Below are 19,093 nucleotides of genomic sequence, written 5' to 3'. Positions count from 1 at the left end.
GTCTTTTCACCTACAGGCTTTGCCTTTTATTCTCTATTTGCATCCAGCATCTTTTGCACCTCTTTATCGAAGTCAGAACGCAGTTTCTGTGTTTTATTAAAAATATCATACTCGATGTCTGCTTTTTCCTTTGCCATTTTACTCGAAACACCGCCTCTATCCTTCAGAATTTTATAGCGGCGAAATGCCAGAAACTCATTAACACTGGCAGCAAACTCTTCCATAGTGAATGTATTTTCTCTCTCAATCAGATCTTCGATATAATCGAAATAACCACTGACCACCCTTTCTAACTGGCGAATCTGCTTCTCATCCAGATAGTTTTTTGCAATGCGTGCATCGGACTTCAGAATTCTGCCTTCCGGTGCATGTTTCCATGTTGTCAGCCACATATGTTCCTTTTCATGATCTGCTTTGGTATATACAATCTCTGCTGCCGTCTGCCCCACGATAGCATAATGGAACTTGTTCTGCACCATCGCATAAAAGTCCTTTGTTGTGGGAGATTGTCTGTCATAGTCAATGCTGCATTCTGCAAAAATATCTGTGATTTGCTGCCAGATGCGTCTTTCACTCGCACGAATCGAGCGAACACGCTCCAGCAGTTCTTTAAAATAATCCTTACCAAAGGCTGTCCTGCCCTGCTTCAAACGCTCATCGTCCATAGCAAAGCCTTTGATCATATACTCCTTTAAAACACTGGTTGCCCAGATACGGAACTGTGTTGCTCTGCGGGAATTTACTCTGTAACCAACAGAAATGATGGCATCCAGATTATAAAAATCCATCTTACGTTTGACTTGTCTATTGCCCTCAGTTTGAACTGTTTCCATTTTGGAAACAGTTGCAGCTTGACTTAATTCGCCATCTGCATAAATGTTGGCAAGATGCTTTGAAATTGCAGGAACTTCAACTGCAAATAATTCTGCCATTGCTTTCTGTGTCAGCCAGATGCTTTCATCTTTTACGAGCGCATTCACAGAAAGGTCTTCTTCAGCGGAACGATATATTAAAAAATCTACTTGTCTATTCATATTTTTACCCCCTTTGCACAGAATGGAACTATCCAGAGTATAACGAAAAAAAAGTAGTAATTCAACCATCACCGTATGAAAAACTTCTCCCGTCAGGTGTGTCCCAATAAGAAAACATGAAGATAATAAAATACCCGAAAGCCCACCAGACTTCACTGCATCCTGAAACAATTAAAAAGAATTGAATCGATTCCCTTTTGTATCGGTGCGTTTATCTCCACGCATAAATGCGCCAACCCAAAAAGCACCTGCATTTATCATGCAGGTGCTTCGGATTTCATCTGTGAAATTGGTGGTAAGTTGGTGGTAAATCAGTCATTCCCGAATTTTCCACTATCTCAAAGCCCTTGATTTTCCACCATTTTCCGACTCATCAATCGTTAATGGGCTTCATTGTCGGGATTTCACATCAATTTAATTTACATTGACGCTTTTTCCTTTAATAAAGCCTTTTTCGGTGTTCCAACATTATTATAATAACATATTTATGCTGATTACACCACTCGAATTTGTCGTACTCTTGTCGTATGGCACACATTTTGTCGTACTCTCGTCAGTCCATGCCGGACTCTTTCCTAAAATACATCTAAATTGTGTGCTAAATTTTGAATTGCTTCCTGCTTTTTAGTATCGGTAACTTCCGCATAAATATCCATGGTTGTTTCGATATTTGCGTGTCCCATAATAGACTGAATTACCTTTAAGTTTGTTTCATTTTCGCAAAACCTTGAACAAAAGGTATGTCGCAAATGATGACATGAAAAATGTGGTATTATCACAGGCTCTCTGTGCTGTTTTGCAGCTTTTACCACTTCTTCTGCATTGTGTGCTTCATATATACGCTTGATTGCTCTGTTTACAGCTTGCGGATTATGGATATTGCCAAAACGATTCATAAAGATAAATCCTTTCATCCCATCAATCACTGTTTCATTAAATCCATGTTCCTTCTGGTCATCCAATTCCATCTGGAGTGCATCATAAACCGTATCCATCATCGGAATCGTGCGTATACCAGCTTCTGTCTTTGGAAGAGATACAGCAAATGAACATATCGGATGTTCTTTGAACTCTCTACTGTAATAAACCACGCTATGATTGATACTGATCGTCCTTTTTTCAAAATCAATGTCTTCCCATCGGATACCGATTGCTTCTCCAATTCGACAACCTGTTCCAAGTAGGAACTTAAAAAATGATGCCCAGTGGTAAAATGTAGGACTTTCATCAATATAGCGTATAAAGGCTCTCTGTTGTTCCACTGTCAAAGCGTGTCTCACACCATGATTTTTCCCCGGTTGCTTTTTAATCTGTGCCATTACTCCATCGCTTGGATTAACACGAATGATGTTATCACGCACAGCAAGCTGAAATGTCGGGTGTAAAACAGTATGAATTGTTTCTAGCGTATTTATCTGCATTTCCTTTTCTTTCAACAAATGCTGATAGAACTGCAATACATCAGAATACTTCACAGCGGCAATTTTCTTCTTGCCAAATCCACCTCGTATAAAGCGATCATACATATATTTATAGTTCCGCATTGTTGTTTCCCTCAACTCTGCCTTTGTCGATATATATCTGTCAAAAACAAAATTGATTGTAGATGTTCCGGCTGCATACGCATCCAACCCATCAAGCTGATCTTTCATCAGTTTAACTTCTCTCTCCCGCAATTCCATGATGTCCTTAGAATAGATGCTCCGGCGCTTTCCTTCCGGATCAACATAAGTATATACATACTTACCATCGCAACTGCGTTGAGTTTCGCCTTTTCTTAATACTCTCCCTTTGTTATCCTTTCTTGATTTCGCCATCTCGTCTCCTCTCTCAAGGAAAGAGATTTTGTACTAGCTACTCAGCCGGTTTATCCATTGCATACTGCATATCAATACCTCTTTGTAGCACCTGTGTTATGGTCATGTCATGTTTGGACGCATATCCTTTCAGTCTTGCAGCTTCTTCCTCCGTCAGTTTTAATCCGATAAGAGTTTTTTTAGGATTATCAGACTTCGGTCTACCTGTTCTAGCCACAATATACACCTCCATCCATTTCATAATCATTATACTTTCTGTTTAACCAAAAGTCAAGTGAATTTTGGTTAAACCAAAATCTTTTTCCTTGTCTGCAAAATTTATTTCACCCGAAATGACTCAAGATATTGGTCAAACACATCAAGGTCTACTAACACCATTCTGTCTATCTTCAGAATTGCTCCCGCATCTTTGGCAAGAGTCTGAAATTTATTCATACCCATGCTGTACATTTCTGCCCCTTCCTTATATCTGACCAGTCTTTTTTTATTTATTACCTTTGGCATCCTCTGCATTACTCAAATCCTCCTTAAATTTAACACGCATTTTATCTGCCAATGACAACCTACAATTCACTTGCCGGCTCTCATAGGCAGATAAAAATGCAATACAGGTGACAGATCATTACTCTGCCCACATCGGTCTTGCACCGTCATTCAAATTGACCGGACTGCAAATTTCCTTACAATCCGGAAGTATCATTATCACGGATATGCTTCATCGCCCTGTGTTACTGCCACACATTTTGTCAGATCATCTCGCTCCATACCTTTACTTCAATGTAATGTTTCAACATTTCCTCACATTCACTCCTAGCAAAGAGCAGGTACATCTTGGCGAATCTACCTAGTGGCTCCACATATCCTCACGTCCTGTATGCAAAAAATATTCAGTTGTCAAGGTACAGGGTGCATACGCAGCAATCAGCGAATGGAAAGGGACAATGCTAACCGCCTGTTATGCAACTTCAAAAGCCAATATCTTTGTGATCAGCTTTGTTTCTAATCTGCGACGCAGAGTTTCATCAATGCAGTAGTGTACCTGTCCACTTTCGTCATACAGCTTTCTTGTGGACAATTTGATTATGTACCCTTCATAATGTTTTAACACGGCATTGATTGCACTCACATCGCCCTCTGATGCTGCCTTTATAATATGGAAAGGCAACAAATTTTCTTTATTTCTGGTTTTAGACATCTTTTTCATCTGCTATTCCTTCCATGATCTTTCTCAAAATTTCCAGTGAGCGTGTTCTGTGTTCATGAATGGTACTGCGAACCAGATTCATTTCTCTTGCAATATCTGCATCGCTCATCTCCATGAAATAGGAAAGTAAAATAACATTCCTTTTTCTTTCCGTAAGTTCTTTTAATGCTTCCGCAATCAAAGTATTTTTTACTTCAATATCATAGCCATGCACTTCAAAATGATGATTTTCTGTTCCGTACTCATCCATAGTAAATAATTTGCTCAGCTCCTTTTCTGACAGTTCAGAGAATGTGACTTCGTGTTTTCTGCGATAGTCCATGTGCTTGTAATAATTGACAGCTTCGCCTTTTAATGCCATCTGGCACAAACGGTCAAACTGATGCCTGACGGTCATTTCATCCTTAGAAGAAGGTTGCCCCATACGAGTTCACCTCCTCCCGTTCCGAATGACAAGGCACTTGCCTTTTTCCCTTCCGGTGTATCTCCCAAATGAAACCGGGGAGATGTTCGGGTGGATTGAAAAATTTTTATAGAAATTTTTCTGTATACAAAAAACGTCCTCGCAGGCACACACCCACAGGACGCTGTTCATATCTGATATTAAATTTTCTCCACACTCTACGAGTGCGTATAATGCACTTTCAACTGTAGCATCTGCCGCATTACTTAAAATGCGACCTATTTACCTGCCCTTTCACGCACGAAACGGTACAGTATTTTCCAAATACAAAAATATCCTTTCAACGGTTCAGAATACATAACTCTCCCAAACACATTCAAAGGATAAAAAAGCATGTGAAAAAACCTTTGAACATTGCGTTTTTTTATATGCAATATCCAAAGTTTCTTATTTCATTAAAGTGTACTATATCCCTCTGTTTTAGTGCGTTATTAGTTCATTTCTTTTTCAAATCGTGAACTATACACTATATACGGAGGTGCATGATATGGCTAAATCTAAGAAAATTGATAAAGACATGGGTTTTCGCCTGAAGAAAGCCAGATTAGACCAAAAGCTGACTTATGATGAGTTATCCGAAAAATCCGGTGTCTCATCAAGATATATCAAAGAGATTGAAAATCATGGCAATGTTCCAAGTCTTGAAAAACTCGGACAACTCATTCGTGCTTTACATATCTCTGCCGATCCGTTTTTTTATCCGGCAGCTCCAACCGATAATCTGGATTACCAAAGGCTACTGATTTATCTTTCAGAATGTACGGACGATCAGATCACCACTATTCTTGCACTTGTGGAAGCCTATCTTCGTACATATAAAACCCATGAGACAGAATAGCAGAAAGATTTCGATTTTTTCTGGATTATTTCTGAATTATTCTGAAGAAAAACAGGGTGGTCAGCTTCCCGGTAAGCCATCCACCCTGTTTGAACTATTTTTTGATATGCATAAGCACTTCTTTCACTTTATTTCTTTCCTTTAAAATCCCCAATCCGTCAAATATCTGCATTACATCTACCATCCCCTGATAGTAGGCTCTTTGTTCTTCTTGAAAATGAGCGTGATCCACTATATCCATATAATTTTCAAAAAATTCTCTGTGCTCTGCTGAAAGCTCAGCCAACACCGTTTCATATTCCCGATTCGCCTTTTTCAATGCTTTATCTGCATTTTCCGATTCGTTTGTATGAACAGAATACTCTCGTTCTTCTGCTTCGCTTCTAAGCTCCTCCAATACCTCTGCTACTGTTTCAAATACTTCGTTCATTTTGTATCCACCTTTCCATATAAGTATTGCATTTTGCAGTCAGTATTATCAATCCCAATATTACATCAAATAAATTTATTTTCTTATACTTCATCTTTAGAAGTATATTATCAACATTATTCCGTAAAATCAATCATGTAGCACTTCATCTTTAGAAAGTTGGTATTTGAATGAAGATTTAGGTCATTTTACAAGGAACTACACGCAGACCGTGAAACGGGCTGCTGACAACAAACAGGCGCTATGCTCCCGGCAAGGGGCATAGCGCCTGTTTGTTGTGGGGGTATCCAAAGGGGGCAACGCCCCATTTGGCACACGACTTTGCGAAGCAAAGTGTAGTGTGTTATACGCTCTGTCGGCGTTGCCGTGAAAATGCCGTTGCCGCCGGGGAGGGCAAGGGCATTTGAAGCGGCAGGAAAACAGGGCTTTGTTTGGGGCTGGGAAGCCGGAAACAAAGGGCTGGTTTCAGCAGCAGACAGGGCGTATATGAAAGCCCTCGTCCACCGTCCTCAGCCTATGGGACAAAATGTCCCAAACCTTTAGACACCGTGACTATATGTGTGGCCACACTCATTTATTTTAGTGGTCGTTCTTTTCTCAAAATTGAAATGGGCGGGAAGCCATTTTAGGGCTTTCCCGCCTTGATTGCCCATCAGCAAAGGCAGGCGGGGCTGTCAACGGCGGCGCATTTGTGCGCCGTTCATCTTGACCGTTGACTGGCTCGGCTGCCTTTGCTATCTCCCCCGATAAACTGAAAGTTTTAGATTAGTCCCACACGATTTCCAAACAATCGAAGTTATCTGGAATTGGTGGTACGCACGAATAAGTATTTAATTCAAATGCCTCTATTGTAATTACTCCATCAGAGCATAGCCATTCGCAATTTACTAATTTTTCTAATTCCGCAGGCAAAATGGTTGTGCAAATCACGATTGTATCTCCTGCAAGAACTAATTCTTCTTTCCCATTGTTTTCTACGATTTCTGTATCATCGTGGAGAGCAACACGCACCCATGCTATGTCAGGCATTAACTCAATCTTTTGTAGCATATTTCGTATTTCAGAAAGCGTTGGACGGCCAAATTCCCATTGGTTCGGAGCAATGGAATCCTCCTCTGTGTTTCCATCGAAAAATTCATCAAGCGTTAGTAATGGCAAGCGTTCTTCATTTTCTTCCAATATTTTTTTGAATGTATTCAACTCTATCATAGTCACAATTCTCCTCGCAAATCAGAATTAGTTGATTTTATCCTCTCCCCGGATTTTCTTGTTTTTCCGTTCTTCTAACTCCGCAATTTGGTTCATCAAGCAATCTGAAAAAGTCCCCTCAATCGGTGTAGCTTCTCCTGTTGTGTAGTAGTCAAGAAGGACTATGTTATTATTCTTGTCAAAACAAAATATTTCATCACCATTCCCTATAATGGACAAGAATGGGATAAAATCAGTAAAACCTTCATCGTGTAGTTCTTTCGTTTTTTCACGAATATCCAAAAAATCGGGTATTCCATTGGCAATTCCATAGACTATAATTCCTCGACAGAACGACCAAAATGGACCTATGTCATATTGTTTCGCTTGTGGCCATATTTCTTCTCGAACCTCCATATAAAGCCCACCTAATGGGGACATAGTGAACTCTCTAAAATCAGCAGGAAGATTTATCCCATACTGATTTTCAAAATCCTTTATATCCTGCTCCGATGGCTCATTTCCCATACAAGCTACAACCTGATAAGTCTGCTTATCATAATTATGGAAATAATCATAAACTTTTTCCAATGACATAATATACCTCCTACAAAATGCGATTTTTTATTTTCTTACTTCCGTCCCCGTTGTGGGGTTGGTTTTTTCAGCAAGTCCGACTTCTGTGCAATCTTTTTCAGCCACTTCTTTTCTTCCCCGGACAGCTTCTTAAAGTTCAGCCGCAGCCGTTTGCAGATAAACGCCAAAAACGCTTGCTCCGGGTCACTGTCTGGGTTGGTAATTTCGGTAGCGGCTTCCAATAATCCTTTCAGTGGGTTATCCTCCGGGACGCTGAAAAAATCCTCCCTGTGGGCTTCCCGCAGGCCGGCGGCTATCTCGTCTATGTCCTGCTGGATTATGTAACGGCAAAAGCTGTCATCATCAATATGGGCAGCGATAAGCTGTCTTAACTGCGGGTCGGTCAATCCGGGATTGTGCTGTTTCATAATCATTGCGCTCATAGCGTCCACAATGGCGTTTGCGCTCTGTACCTGCTTCACCGCCGTTCCGTTCACATAGATTTCAAGGTCGGCCATCAGCTTGATAAAATCCGGGTGCGCCGCCAATTCGCACAGCAGAGCATTGTCCACCTGCCCGCTTTTCAGCAGGTCAATCATTCCGTCACTCAAACGCAGGTCTGCAAGATCAGCGTTTGGGTGACGCTTCATTTCAGACAGCCCCAGCAGATAGTCGGTGGTCACGCCGTAAAACTTCGCCAGCTTGATAAGAGCATAGTGGCTGATGTCCTTAAAATCGTCCGCTTCATAACTGCCCAACGCAGACTTGGAGAGGTTCGTCTGCTCTGCAAGCTGTTCCAGCGTCAAGCCACGCTGCACACGCAGGTCTTTCAAGCGTTCTTGAATGGATAAAGACATTTTCTCGCCCTCCTTGTCTGTTCGATAAATCGGAAGTTAGTGAATCGGTAATAATTCCATATTTTTTGCCCGCTTTAGATTTATTTTAAGGTCGTCATATCCAAACGGCTTGCCATGTCCCGGATATATTAGATTTGGTCTAAGTGCGATGATTGTTTCCCAAGATTTTAGGAAATCCGTTTTATCCTCCGCCCAAATAGTTATTCTGTGTAAACTTGGCAATCCGTTCATAGCAGCGTCGCCGCAGAATAGAGAACCGTCATTAGTTAAAAGAGATATGGAATCGGCGGTGTGACCGGGAGTATCAATGATTTTTCCTTGCAATAAAAGTTCCACTTGCTTACGGTTTTGTTCGGTCACTTGAATACATCTACATGAATATTCTTGCGTTATTGGAGGAAACAAATGCTTGCCCTTGCCAACAAATTTCATTAAGAAACAAAAGAGCAAGGCAATCTTGGTTGTGCAACCGCCATGAAAAGAGTTTTGCCCTTTATATAATCTTTCTAACGCCTTGTCACTCATAACGATTTGAATGTCAGAGCATTCCGAGAGTATTTCATTCAAATAGCCTGCATGGTCATCGTGAGCGTGTGTCAGAAAAATATATCGTATCTGTTGAGGGGCTATTTGCATCTTTGCCAGTTGCTTTTTGAAATGTGCAAATCCTCTTTCATACCCTGTATCAATCAGTACATAGCCGTTGTCAATAGGATATATCCAATTATTTACTATCCTGCTTCCTGCATTGAGCATAGATGTTCTCTCTTTTCATTTATTTTCATCGGCGTCAACTTTCAATTTACTGTTCTGTATTTTCCCATTATACCACAATTCCGAGAGCGTGGAAATAGCGAGTTTTCCGGGCTGATTTCCTACCTCTTGGATATACGGCACAGGCAATCAAAAAAGTATACACTTGAGATAGTTCATCGATGGACAAGCCTCTTGAAAACTAAATGACCGTCTGAAAAGGAATACCCCGGCTGGGGAAGTGTGCTGTGACCCCGCTTCTGGACACCGTGACCAGAGAGGGTGAGCGTACCAACGCCGGAACACGCCGCAGGAATGGGGCAGGAAGCCTTTTCGGGGAAAACGGCAGCAAGAAGAACAACGGAGGGAGTGCATGAAAGAAAGACCCTATCAACATTTGCCACCGCTGGAACACAGGCCGGACAGCTTCCCCTACCGCATGACCCCGGCGCAGAGGAAGCGGGCCAGCAGCCTGATCCGCCGGGAGTGCTGCAACTGTGGCGGTGGAAACTGCTTTGCGCTGGACGATGGCGACACCTGCACCTGTCCGCAGATGATTACATTCTCCGTCTGCTGCAAGTGGTTCCGCTGGGCGGTCTTGCCGCTGGATAGGACGCTGGAAGCGGAGATTTACCGTGACTGTGCTTTGAAACGCTGCTCGGTCTGCGGAAAGCCCTATGTGCCAAAATCCAACCGGGGCAAATACTGCCCGAACTGCGCCGCCAGAGTACACAGGCGGCAGAAAACAGAAAGTGAACGGAAAAGGAGGTCTGCTGTGGACAGTTAAGGCGGGGAAAAGCCTTGATTTGCAAGGCTCCGCAAGCCCAAAACCGGGGCGGGCGGTATGTTTTATCGCCCACCCCGGAAAACGGGCTTCTAACCGTCCACAAAACACGCTATGACAAACACGATTTACATTCACCAGCCGGAGAAAGCCATCAGCTTCACCCGGCTCCCCAATTTCCTTTTTGAAGCCCCATCATTCAAGCCCCTGTCCAACGAAGCGAAGGTGCTGTACGCCTTTATCCTGCGGCGGGCGGAGTTATCCCGGAAAAACGGGTGGGCGGACGAATATGGGCGGATTTACCTGTATTACCCCATCTGCGAGGTGGTCGCCATGCTCCACTGTGGGCGGCAGAAGGCGGTGAATACCCTGCGGGAGTTGCAGTATGCGGGGCTGGTGGAAATACAGAAACAGGGCTGTGGAAAACCCAACCGCATTTACCCAAAATCCTATGAAGCGGTTCCAAACACCGACTTCAAGAAGTCCGGCTGCGGTACGCCGGAGGGATGAAAACCGTACCCTACAAGTACGAAAATCAATCCTCTTGGAGTACGGAAACCGGACGATATATAGAAATACAGAGATTAAAACCATCTATTTATATCGATTCCATTCCAATCCTATCAGAGATATTTTCGGCGGGAAAACCCGCCGGAAAGGAATGGAATGGGGAAAGGAGTTCAATGGCGCAACACGCAATTTTGCGATTTGAGAAACACAAGGGCAACCCGGCAAGACCGCTGGAAGCCCACCACGAACGGAAAAAGGAGCAGTACGCCAGCAACCCGGACATTGACACCAGCCGGAGCAAGTACAATTTCCATATCGTCAAGCCGGAGGGGCGCTACTACCATTTCATTCAGAGCCGCATTGAACAGTCTGGGTGCAGAACGAGGAAAGACAGTACACGCTTTGTCGATACGCTGATAACCGCCAGCCCGGAGTTTTTCAAGAAGAAATCCCCGGAGGAAATACAGGCGTTTTTCAAAAGAGCGGCGGACTTCCTCATTGACCGGGTAGGCCGGGAAAATATCGTGTCGGCGATAGTACACATGGACGAGAAAACGCCCCACCTGCATTTGACCTTTGTTCCGCTGACGAAAGACAACCGCCTGTGCGCCAAAGAAATCATAGGCAACCGGGCCAATCTGACAAAGTGGCAGGACGATTTTCACGCCTATATGTTGGAGAAGTACCCCAGCTTGGAGCGTGGGGAGAGCGCAAGCAAAACGGGAAGAAAGCATATCCCCACCCGGCTTTTCAAACAGGCGGTTTCCCTCTCCAAACAGGCGAGGGCGATTGAAGCCACGCTGGACGGTATCAATCCAATTAACGCCGGAAAGAAGAAAGAGGAAGCCCTCTCTATGCTCAAAAAGTGGTTTCCGCAGATGGAGAACTTCTCCGGGCAGTTGAAGAAATACAAGGTCACGATAAATGACCTCTTGGCAGAAAATGAAAAACTGGAGGCAAGGGCAAAGGCCAGCGAAAAGGACAAGATGAAAGGCGTTATGGAACGGGCAAAGCTGGAAAGCGAGTTACACAACATTCAACGGCTGGTTGACCGTATCCCGCCGGAAGTGCTGGCAGAGTTGAAGCGGCAACCGAACTATGGAAAGGAAAGGTGATTTTATAACGAATATCAGATACAAAAAGGAAACAGAAATCGTGACTTTTCAAGGAAAGGAAATCACGCTGGAAAATCTCTCCCCGGTATTTACACCGGAGCAGGAAGCGGCCAAACGCCGGGAACTGGAACAGCAGCTTTATGAGGTGTTCCGCAAGTACGCCGACAAGCGGCAGAAAGAGGAAGCCGGGGCGTAAGTTTTTCCAGCCACATCATTGATTTACGGGGCTGTTGGCGGTATAATAAGACTGTCAGCAGCTCCGTTTCTTTTTTAAGAAAAGGAGCGACAATATGAATAATCGGATAGACGCAATCTATGCAAGACAATCGGTAGACAAAAAGGACAGCATTTCCATTGAAAGCCAGATTGAGTTTTGCAAATACGAATTGAAAGGCGGTAGTTGCAGGGAATACACAGATAAAGGATACAGCGGCAAAAACACAGACCGCCCGAAATTTCAAGAGTTGGTGCGGGATATTAAAAAGGGCCTGATAGCAAAAGTCATTGTCTACAAACTTGACCGTATCAGCCGTTCCATTCTGGATTTCGCAACCATGATGGAGCTGTTCCAGCAGTACAATGTGGAGTTTGTTTCTTCCACGGAAAAGTTTGATACTTCAACCCCGATGGGCCGGGCCATGCTGAATATTTGTATCGTGTTCGCACAGTTGGAACGGGAAACGATACAGAAGCGGGTGACGGACGCTTACTATTCCCGCAGTCAGCGGGGCTTCAAGATGGGCGGGAAAGCCCCCTATGGCTTCCATACGGAGCCTATCAAGATGGACGGTATCAATACAAAGCGGCTGGTAGTGAAGCCGGAGGAAGCGGCAAATATCCGGCTGATGTTTGAAATGTACGCCGAGCCGACAACTTCCTATGGGGACATTACCCGGCACTTTGCGGAACAGGGCATTTTATTTAATGGCCAGGAACTGATGCGCCCCACGCTGGCGCAGATGTTACGCAACCCCGTCTATGTGCAGGCGGACTTGGATGTGTACGAGTTTTTCAAGAGCCAGGGGACGGTGCTTGTCAATGACGCCGCCGACTTCACGGGCATAAACGGGTGTTATCTCTATCAAGGCCGGGATGTGAAGCCGGGCAAGGCCCAGAGCCTGAAAGACCAAATGCTGGTGCTTGCGCCCCATGAGGGGATTGTCCCCTCGGATATATGGCTGACCTGCCGCAAGAAGCTGATGAACAACATGAAAATCCAGTCCGCCCGGAAAGCCACCCATACATGGCTGGCGGGGAAAATCAAGTGCGGGAACTGCGGGTACGCCCTTATGAGTATCTTCAATCCCTCCGGCAGACAGTACCTCCGCTGTACGAAACGGCTGGACAACAAAAGCTGTCCCGGCTGTGGGAAAATCATCACGGCGGAACTGGAAGCGGTGGTGTATCGGCAGATGGTGAAAAAGCTGGACAGCTACAAGACACTGACGGGCAGGAAGAAAGCGGCAAAGGCCAATCCCAAAATCACCGCCCTGCAAGTGGAACTTGCCCATGTGGATAGCGAGATTGAAAAGTTGCTGGACAGGCTGACAGGCGCAAATAATGTGCTGCTCTCCTATGTGAATGTGAAGATAGCCGAACTGGACGGACGCAAGCAGGAACTTCTGGCGAAGATGGCGGAGTTGACCGTGGAAGCCATCAGCCCGGAACAGGTCAGCCAGATTTCCGGCTACCTCGACACTTGGAAGAACGTATCCTTTGACGACAAGCGGCGGGTGGTGGATTTGATGATTACCACCATTGCCGCCACAAGCGACAGCTTAAACATCACATGGAAAATCTGACGGGCATATCAGCGCCCGTCAGACCGTTACCCTGTGTAGTCCCTTGTAAACTGTACTTTACTGGAATAAAGAAAACAATTCCAAAAACCTTATTGGACAACGTGTAAAAGAATTACGAGCCGAAAAGCATATATCACAAAAAGCATTAGCTGAACAACTCCAACTTGCCGGATATGAATTTAGTGATTTGACTGTATTACGCATTGAACAAGGAACACGCTTTGTACCGGATTATGAAGTGGTTGCCCTTGCTGAATTTTTTCATGTATCTTGTGAATATCTCTTGGGTGTTAAAAAAGAAAAATAAGCAGTGATCTGAATTATAACTCACAGACCACTGCTTAAATTTTTATTAAAGCGATACCCTACTCCCCATACAGTCTGTATGTAAATTGGTTTACTTGGATTATCTTCTATTTTTCCACGCAGGTTGCGGATATGGCTCATGACAATATTATAATCGCCAAAATATGGCTCTTTCCAAACAAGATTATATATTTTCTCCTTGCTAAATACCATTCCAGCATTTTGCGCTAACAGTAAAAGAATCTCAAATTCTGTAAAAGTAAATTCTATTTCTTTGTTTCCTTTTACCGCCAACCGTTTTTCAGCATTTATTGTTAATCCCTGAAATTCTAAGCATTTTTTTATGTTCCTATTTTCACATATTTTCATTTGCTTATTTTCTAATATGCTTAATATCTCGCTAATAACATCATCTTCACTATTTTCAAATGACAACAGCAACATTTTCCCCATAACTTTCCACCTCCTCAAATCTTACTTATGTAATAATTCAATTATTACATAAGTAAGATTTACAGTCAACTATTTTTCCAAAATTGACATTTCAACAAATACAGAATATACTATTTTTATTACAGGCGTAAGATTTAAGGAGTGATTTACATGAAGAATTTACCACAAATTTCGGAAGCAGAATTTGAAGTTATGAAAATTGTATGGAAATATGCCCCCATTAACACCAATGAAATAACAGAAAAATTACTACAAACAACAAGCTGGAGTCCCAAAACTATCCAAACGCTCATTAAGCGTCTTGTGACCAAGGGTGTTCTCACTTATGAAAAACAAAGTCGTGTTTTTGTTTACACACCGTTAGTAAAAGAGTGTGAATATATTAGTCAAGAAAGTAATTCTTTCTTGAATCGCTACTATAATGGTGACATTACCTCTATGCTATCTGCATACATAGAAAACGATAAACTGTCTGAAACAGAAATTGAAACACTTCGCTCCCTTCTTTCCAAGAGTTCCAAAAAAGGAGGCGATTAACATGGCTAATTTCATGATACGCTTTTTATTATGCAATGTATTTATCAGCGGTATCGTTGGAATTCTTTTGATAGCCAAATGGGTATTCAGAAACAACTTGTCCAGCCGGATGCAGTATAATCTATGGTTGCTGTTACTCGGACTTTTAGCAGTGCCTTTTATCCCCTTCCGTCTAATTAGTTTTCCGCAAATTTTCTCATGGCTCAGTAGCGTAAGAAACTCTTCCGCTTCTCATGCCGATGTTGGTGCAAATAATGTTATGGATACCGGTTTATCTGGTACTACAAATTGGATGAATGACTTTGCCCTTTCTGTAAATAAAGACACGCCATCCGTTACCGGATATATTTTATTAGGTATATGGATTGTGGGAATGCTTGCGATGATGATATTGGTAATCAAATCTTCTCTTCGTTTACGCATAATAAAGAGATCTGCGCTCCCCCTTCAGAACCCAGAGGTTCGCAGACTGTATAACAAATGCTTGAATGAGATGAAAATAACAAGGAATATTCCTGTGTACAGTACCGCTTTTTTGAAATCACCTATTATCGTAGGATTTTTGAAACCATGTATTTATCTGCCAATTCATTTAATCTCAGATTATCATGAATCTGATATGAGATATATGCTATTGCATGAACTGCAACACTACAGACATAAGGATGCCATTGCCAATTATCTTATGAACTTTGCCGGAGTGCTTTATTGGTTTAACCCCTTTGTCTGGTTTGCACTAAGAGAAATGCGTAATGACAGAGAAGTTGCCTGTGACACTTCTGTTCTGAAAATGCTGGAAGAAGACGATTATGAGAATTATGGAAATACGCTGATTAACTTTATAGAAAAGGTCTCCATTTCTCCTTTTCCGTTTGCTGCCAGCCTTAGCGGAAACATGAAACAAATAAAGCGTCGCATTATCAACATCGCTTCTTATGAGAAACCAACGTTTTACAAGAAGTTAAAAGGCATGACTGCTTTTATACTGACCACAGTTCTAATAATGGGACTTACACCTTTTATTTCTACATACGCAGCAGATGGAAGCCACTACCAATGGGATTCCTCTTCTGAGAATATTTCCTATGTAGACCTCTCCACATACTTCGGAGAATACAAAGGCAGCTTTGTTTTATACGATTTGGAAAACGATGCATGGAGTATACATGACATGGAGCATGCCACCTTACGGGTTGCTCCAAACTCCACCTACAAGATATACGATGCTTTGTTCGGATTGGAAGAAGGCGTCATTACACCGGAAAATTCGTTCATTGCATGGAATGGAGAAACCTATCCATTTGAAGCATGGAACGCAGATCAGACCTTACAGTCTGCAATGAACTCCTCTGTGAATTGGTATTTTCAAGCAGTAGATGAACAGCTTGGAGCCTCTGACGTTTACAGCTATGTTCAAGAAATCGGATATGGTAACGAAAACATGAGTGGCGATTTCTCCTCTTATTGGATGGAATCCTCCTTGGAAATCTCTCCAATAGAACAGGTCGAACTTTTAACCAAGCTGCAGAATAACAGTTTCGGCTTCGCCCCTGAAAATATCAATGCAGTAAAAGATGCCATCTGCCTTTCAGCTTCCGATGCCGGAACATTCTACGGAAAGACCGGAACTGGCCGTGTGAATGGACAGGATGTAAACGGATGGTTCATCGGTTATATCGAAACTGCAGATAATACATACTTTTTTGCCACCAACATTAGTGCAGACAGCGATGCTACTGGCGGCAACGCAACTGAAATAACCATGTCTATCTTATCAGACATGAATATCTGGGTATCACAGAAATAACAAAAACGAGTAAAGGTTAACTGTAGAATTAACTTTTACTCGTTTTTTCGAGGCTTATAAATATTAAATGTTTTTTCTTTTTTTAATTACTACTTTTTGCAATATTCATAAATATTAAATGGTTCTTCTCTTTTTTCAAATAAGATATCAGCTTCTTTAATAATCTTAATAAGTTCTTCTGTCTCTACACCTACTGTTTTTAGTACAAGTAACTTCTTTTCATTCGTTATGAGAAAGAAAAAACCTTTGTACAAAAAGACTCTATCTATTTCTTTAAGTTCACAGATCTTTTTATCTTCTAATTTTATTCCCTGAACATCAATTTCCACTTTGTTATATCTTGATTTATTCCATACAAATTCATGGACATTATTTTCAAATTTTTTTCCCTTAGATTGAAACCAAATAATCCAAATCAATGCAATAATAGAAATCCCCATTCCCACATAAAACATCGGATAACTCTTTACAAAATAGCAGCCGATTGATAACAAAAATAATACTGGTGTCATTATATAAATAATTTTCCTTCTATTATTTTTTGTCTTAAGTAATTGATATGGCATAGCATATTCTAACGAAAGCATATACTCTAATGCTTTTCTATCTTCATCGGTCATAATAGACTTTATAATCATTTTTACTCCATCCTTCCCTTAAATACGTTAAGAGATTCCTATTCAAAAAGGAATCCCCCAATCGTTAATTATCCTCTCCGTATCCTCTTCTAACTTCTTCCTTCTTGAAACCAACCAAACAATAACTGCCGCTGTAAAACCTACTGTACAAATAACTACTCCGAAAAAATGACTTCTAATGCTTCCATATTGGCATAAATGCCATAATTGGCACAATAGAAATATGTAAAATATGAAGCTACTGATTTTACTGATTTTGGAAATATATTTCATAATTCATCTTGCTCCTTTTTAGTGTCCACGTATATCCAATTCATCCAATAGAGAATTTCCACTTCCCCAAGAATATACAATGTAATAACCCCTGTCCTTTATTTCTTCCGCAAATTGTAGTGTCCCGTGATCAATCCCCTCAATGGACTGCCCTTCCTGAATTTTCACCAAACATTCCCACTCATTACTTCTGTACCTTGAATAGTAAGCATCCAATTCTTCCAAAGACAAGTCACTTCGAATTAGAATTGCTCCGAAATACTGCATTCCATTTCCGTTTCCTGTCAGCTTCCCTGCTTGTGACAGTGACTCTATCAATTCCGTTTCCTCTGGCAGCGGAATTTCACATAATGTCTTTTCCACCTTATAGGCTGTATGGTTATTTATAAGCGGAATTGAAACAACTCCTCCTATTAATACAACTGCTGCCAATATTCCAACTACTTTTAATTTTTTCATGTGTCCTCCTTCCTTTTCTTACGCCTGTAAGATTACCACAAAACACAACTATTATCAAATCATTCTTTAATTCGATATTGGTAGTCTGGTATGTGCATAATTCCGTCATTTAGGATTTCATTCCCCAAATACTGAAAACTGCCATCCTCTGCAAACCTTACCGTAAGTTCATGGGTTATGACTGCATCATCACAAATGACCATGTCGCAAACCGCCTCAACTGTTAATGTGATTGTCCCATCCTCATTTTCTTTGATGTCGATAACCTCCGGCAGAGAAGTTCCAAAGAAAGTCGGTGCATAATTAAAGCATCCAAGTCGCGCCCAATAATACGTTTGGTTTTTCTCATCAAACACCGCATATTCCCGTATCTGCTCTGCCGTCACCGGAAGATACTCCATAATTAAATTTTCAAATTCCTCTTTTGGTATTCCATTTGGATAATCCTCGGCATCAAACGCCTTGTGATATTTCATGGCAAACAGATATTCATACATTCCATTATAATCCAGTTTTTCCATATGGTCAGCATCCCAATTCGAGCATAAAAGATTATTTCCCTGATACCCCAGACCTTGTACACATTTTTCTGACATTTCCCTTTGTTCCTTAGTCATTGGTTTTATTCTTACCAAACAACTTCCATCAACAATCTCGGTAACTTCCGGTGGTTCTGGAACACATAACTCATACCCAAACCATCCTTTCTCTGTATACTTCCACTCTTTTATCCTTGCATAAGATATATAGGACATTCCGTAGGTATCATTGCTGTTCCATGTAGCACATGCACTTATTAAATACATATCTTTTCCATCAAAAATAAATTTATCTCTGCCAATGCCTCCGTCCGAATGTAACTCATAAAGCACTACCGAACCTGCCTTCTCGTCCTGACAGTTTTTAAGAAACGCTTCAACTCTTTTATAATTTTCCATTGCTGCATATGCTTTCATCGTTGTAACCGGATATCCTTTTTCTTTTATGCGATCCTGCATTTTATAGATTGTCTTATCATCCAGAACTGGATTGACTGCATCCCCTTTATCTGCCAGAATATAAATATCAGAAATAAGCACTAAAACCTTTTTACACTCATCCTCTGCTTCTTTTCTTTCTGTCTCATTTATTGGAAGGTCATAACCTTTTTCCCACTGTTCTGTAATATCTTCTTTGTTGTTCTCATTTTCTTCCGAAAAATCAACCTCTCTACTATCCATCAACTGACTGTCCAATGTCCTACCTCGTC

Annotated in this window: 25 protein-coding genes; 10 read left to right on the top strand and 15 right to left on the bottom strand. The window is 41.9% G+C overall.

Translation table 11 applies throughout. The features are described 5' to 3' along the window. Nucleotides 1–26: 26 nt before the first annotated feature. From GPK49_RS08835 to GPK49_RS08810, 6 genes are all read right to left on the bottom strand, one after another. Nucleotides 27–1,034: a virulence RhuM family protein gene (locus GPK49_RS08835; protein ID WP_215677486.1), complete on the bottom strand. Its 1,008-nt coding sequence runs from the start codon at nucleotides 1,032–1,034 to the stop codon at nucleotides 27–29. A gap of 575 nt (nucleotides 1,035–1,609) precedes the next feature. Next, nucleotides 1,610–2,851: a tyrosine-type recombinase/integrase gene (locus GPK49_RS08830; RefSeq protein ID WP_118592505.1), complete on the bottom strand. Its 1,242-nt coding sequence runs from the start codon at nucleotides 2,849–2,851 to the stop codon at nucleotides 1,610–1,612. A 37-nt stretch (nucleotides 2,852–2,888) separates the two neighbouring features. Then, on the bottom strand, nucleotides 2,889–3,068 hold the full coding sequence (locus tag GPK49_RS08825; protein ID WP_227700698.1) for a hypothetical protein: 180 nt from the start codon (nucleotides 3,066–3,068) through the stop codon (nucleotides 2,889–2,891). 101 nt (nucleotides 3,069–3,169) lie between these two features. Beyond that, nucleotides 3,170–3,364: a DUF6462 family protein gene (locus GPK49_RS08820; protein ID WP_215677484.1), complete on the bottom strand. Its 195-nt coding sequence runs from the start codon at nucleotides 3,362–3,364 to the stop codon at nucleotides 3,170–3,172. 442 nt (nucleotides 3,365–3,806) lie between these two features. Next, on the bottom strand, nucleotides 3,807–4,055 hold the full coding sequence (locus GPK49_RS08815; RefSeq protein ID WP_117831456.1) for a helix-turn-helix domain-containing protein: 249 nt from the start codon (nucleotides 4,053–4,055) through the stop codon (nucleotides 3,807–3,809). Further along, nucleotides 4,039–4,479, bottom strand: a complete 441-nt coding sequence (locus tag GPK49_RS08810; RefSeq protein ID WP_186867622.1) for a sigma-70 family RNA polymerase sigma factor — start codon at nucleotides 4,477–4,479, stop codon at nucleotides 4,039–4,041. The genes GPK49_RS08815 and GPK49_RS08810 overlap by 17 nt, the downstream gene beginning before the upstream one ends. A 526-nt stretch (nucleotides 4,480–5,005) precedes the next feature. Here GPK49_RS08810 and GPK49_RS08805 point away from each other — a divergent pair. Further along, entirely contained in the window at nucleotides 5,006–5,356 is a 351-nt protein-coding gene (locus tag GPK49_RS08805; protein WP_215677482.1) for a helix-turn-helix domain-containing protein, read from the top strand. 94 nt (nucleotides 5,357–5,450) lie between these two features. On the opposite strand, the gene GPK49_RS08800 is transcribed toward GPK49_RS08805, so the two are convergent. From GPK49_RS08800 to GPK49_RS08780, 5 genes are all read right to left on the bottom strand, one after another. Further along, a complete protein-coding gene (locus GPK49_RS08800; RefSeq protein WP_055061318.1) occupies nucleotides 5,451–5,786 on the bottom strand; it encodes a hypothetical protein in 336 nt (111 codons plus the stop codon). Nucleotides 5,787–6,551: 765 nt separating this feature from the next. Beyond that, a complete protein-coding gene (locus GPK49_RS08795) occupies nucleotides 6,552–6,995 on the bottom strand; it encodes a hypothetical protein (protein WP_016304742.1) in 444 nt (147 codons plus the stop codon). A gap of 27 nt (nucleotides 6,996–7,022) precedes the next feature. Beyond that, nucleotides 7,023–7,571, bottom strand: a complete 549-nt coding sequence (locus GPK49_RS08790; protein WP_016304741.1) for an SMI1/KNR4 family protein — start codon at nucleotides 7,569–7,571, stop codon at nucleotides 7,023–7,025. Nucleotides 7,572–7,606: 35 nt separating this feature from the next. Further along, entirely contained in the window at nucleotides 7,607–8,407 is an 801-nt protein-coding gene (locus GPK49_RS08785) for a helix-turn-helix domain-containing protein (protein WP_215666380.1), read from the bottom strand. Nucleotides 8,408–8,443: 36 nt separating this feature from the next. Next, nucleotides 8,444–9,163 (bottom strand): MBL fold metallo-hydrolase, encoded by a 720-nt coding sequence (locus GPK49_RS08780; protein ID WP_016304739.1) that lies wholly within the window; start codon nucleotides 9,161–9,163, stop codon nucleotides 8,444–8,446. 245 nt (nucleotides 9,164–9,408) lie between these two features. Between GPK49_RS08780 and GPK49_RS13020 the strand changes: the two genes are divergently transcribed. From GPK49_RS13020 to GPK49_RS08750, 7 genes are all read left to right on the top strand, one after another. Then, a complete protein-coding gene (locus tag GPK49_RS13020) occupies nucleotides 9,409–9,537 on the top strand; it encodes a hypothetical protein (RefSeq protein ID WP_256377095.1) in 129 nt (42 codons plus the stop codon). Next, entirely contained in the window at nucleotides 9,534–9,947 is a 414-nt protein-coding gene (locus tag GPK49_RS08775; RefSeq protein WP_016304738.1) for a cysteine-rich VLP domain-containing protein, read from the top strand. Before GPK49_RS13020 ends, GPK49_RS08775 begins: the two co-directional genes overlap by 4 nt. 111 nt (nucleotides 9,948–10,058) lie before the next feature. Beyond that, nucleotides 10,059–10,454 carry a replication initiator protein A gene (locus tag GPK49_RS08770; protein ID WP_215666381.1) on the top strand — a complete coding sequence of 132 codons (396 nt, stop codon included), beginning with the start codon at nucleotides 10,059–10,061 and terminating at the stop codon, nucleotides 10,452–10,454. A gap of 173 nt (nucleotides 10,455–10,627) precedes the next feature. Next, a complete protein-coding gene (mobV, locus tag GPK49_RS08765) occupies nucleotides 10,628–11,569 on the top strand; it encodes a MobV family relaxase (RefSeq protein WP_066534335.1) in 942 nt (313 codons plus the stop codon). Nucleotides 11,570–11,573: 4 nt separating this feature from the next. Further along, the gene (locus GPK49_RS08760; RefSeq protein WP_430981912.1) at nucleotides 11,574–11,765 is read left to right on the top strand and encodes a hypothetical protein; all 192 of its coding nucleotides are present in this window, start codon (nucleotides 11,574–11,576) and stop codon (nucleotides 11,763–11,765) included. Nucleotides 11,766–11,859: 94 nt separating this feature from the next. Then, nucleotides 11,860–13,371 (top strand): recombinase family protein, encoded by a 1,512-nt coding sequence (locus GPK49_RS08755; protein WP_215666382.1) that lies wholly within the window; start codon nucleotides 11,860–11,862, stop codon nucleotides 13,369–13,371. Between the two features lie 91 nt (nucleotides 13,372–13,462). Next, nucleotides 13,463–13,678 carry a helix-turn-helix domain-containing protein gene (locus GPK49_RS08750; RefSeq protein ID WP_215677542.1) on the top strand — a complete coding sequence of 72 codons (216 nt, stop codon included), beginning with the start codon at nucleotides 13,463–13,465 and terminating at the stop codon, nucleotides 13,676–13,678. A gap of 20 nt (nucleotides 13,679–13,698) precedes the next feature. Here GPK49_RS08750 and GPK49_RS08745 read toward each other — a convergent pair whose 3' ends face one another. Then, the gene (locus GPK49_RS08745; protein WP_215677480.1) at nucleotides 13,699–14,130 is read right to left on the bottom strand and encodes a winged helix-turn-helix domain-containing protein; all 432 of its coding nucleotides are present in this window, start codon (nucleotides 14,128–14,130) and stop codon (nucleotides 13,699–13,701) included. A gap of 150 nt (nucleotides 14,131–14,280) precedes the next feature. Here GPK49_RS08745 and GPK49_RS08740 point away from each other — a divergent pair, with 150 nt between their 5' ends. Both GPK49_RS08740 and GPK49_RS08735 read left to right on the top strand, forming a co-directional pair. Continuing rightward, nucleotides 14,281–14,667, top strand: a complete 387-nt coding sequence (locus tag GPK49_RS08740) for a BlaI/MecI/CopY family transcriptional regulator (RefSeq protein ID WP_186900558.1) — start codon at nucleotides 14,281–14,283, stop codon at nucleotides 14,665–14,667. A gap of 1 nt (nucleotide 14,668) precedes the next feature. After that, nucleotides 14,669–16,474: a BlaR1 family beta-lactam sensor/signal transducer gene (locus tag GPK49_RS08735; protein WP_215677478.1), complete on the top strand. Its 1,806-nt coding sequence runs from the start codon at nucleotides 14,669–14,671 to the stop codon at nucleotides 16,472–16,474. Nucleotides 16,475–16,563: 89 nt separating this feature from the next. Here GPK49_RS08735 and GPK49_RS08730 read toward each other — a convergent pair whose 3' ends face one another. The 3 genes from GPK49_RS08730 to GPK49_RS08720 all read right to left on the bottom strand — a co-directional run bounded on the left by GPK49_RS08730 (nucleotide 16,564) and on the right by GPK49_RS08720 (nucleotide 19,079). Then, the gene (locus GPK49_RS08730; protein WP_118770490.1) at nucleotides 16,564–17,112 is read right to left on the bottom strand and encodes a hypothetical protein; all 549 of its coding nucleotides are present in this window, start codon (nucleotides 17,110–17,112) and stop codon (nucleotides 16,564–16,566) included. 291 nt (nucleotides 17,113–17,403) lie between these two features. Then, nucleotides 17,404–17,844 (bottom strand): hypothetical protein, encoded by a 441-nt coding sequence (locus tag GPK49_RS08725; RefSeq protein WP_118770488.1) that lies wholly within the window; start codon nucleotides 17,842–17,844, stop codon nucleotides 17,404–17,406. Between the two features lie 59 nt (nucleotides 17,845–17,903). Then, complete coding sequence (locus GPK49_RS08720; protein ID WP_444876950.1) at nucleotides 17,904–19,079, bottom strand: DUF6070 family protein; 1,176 nt, start codon at nucleotides 19,077–19,079, stop codon at nucleotides 17,904–17,906. Nucleotides 19,080–19,093 lie beyond the last annotated feature (14 nt).

Origin of the sequence: Clostridium sp. MCC345 (assembly GCF_018785345.1) — a bacterium.
Classification (GTDB): Bacteria; Bacillota; Clostridia; order Lachnospirales; family Anaerotignaceae; genus Anaerotignum_A; species Anaerotignum_A faecicola.
This window is presented reverse-complemented; position numbering and strand designations above follow the sequence as displayed.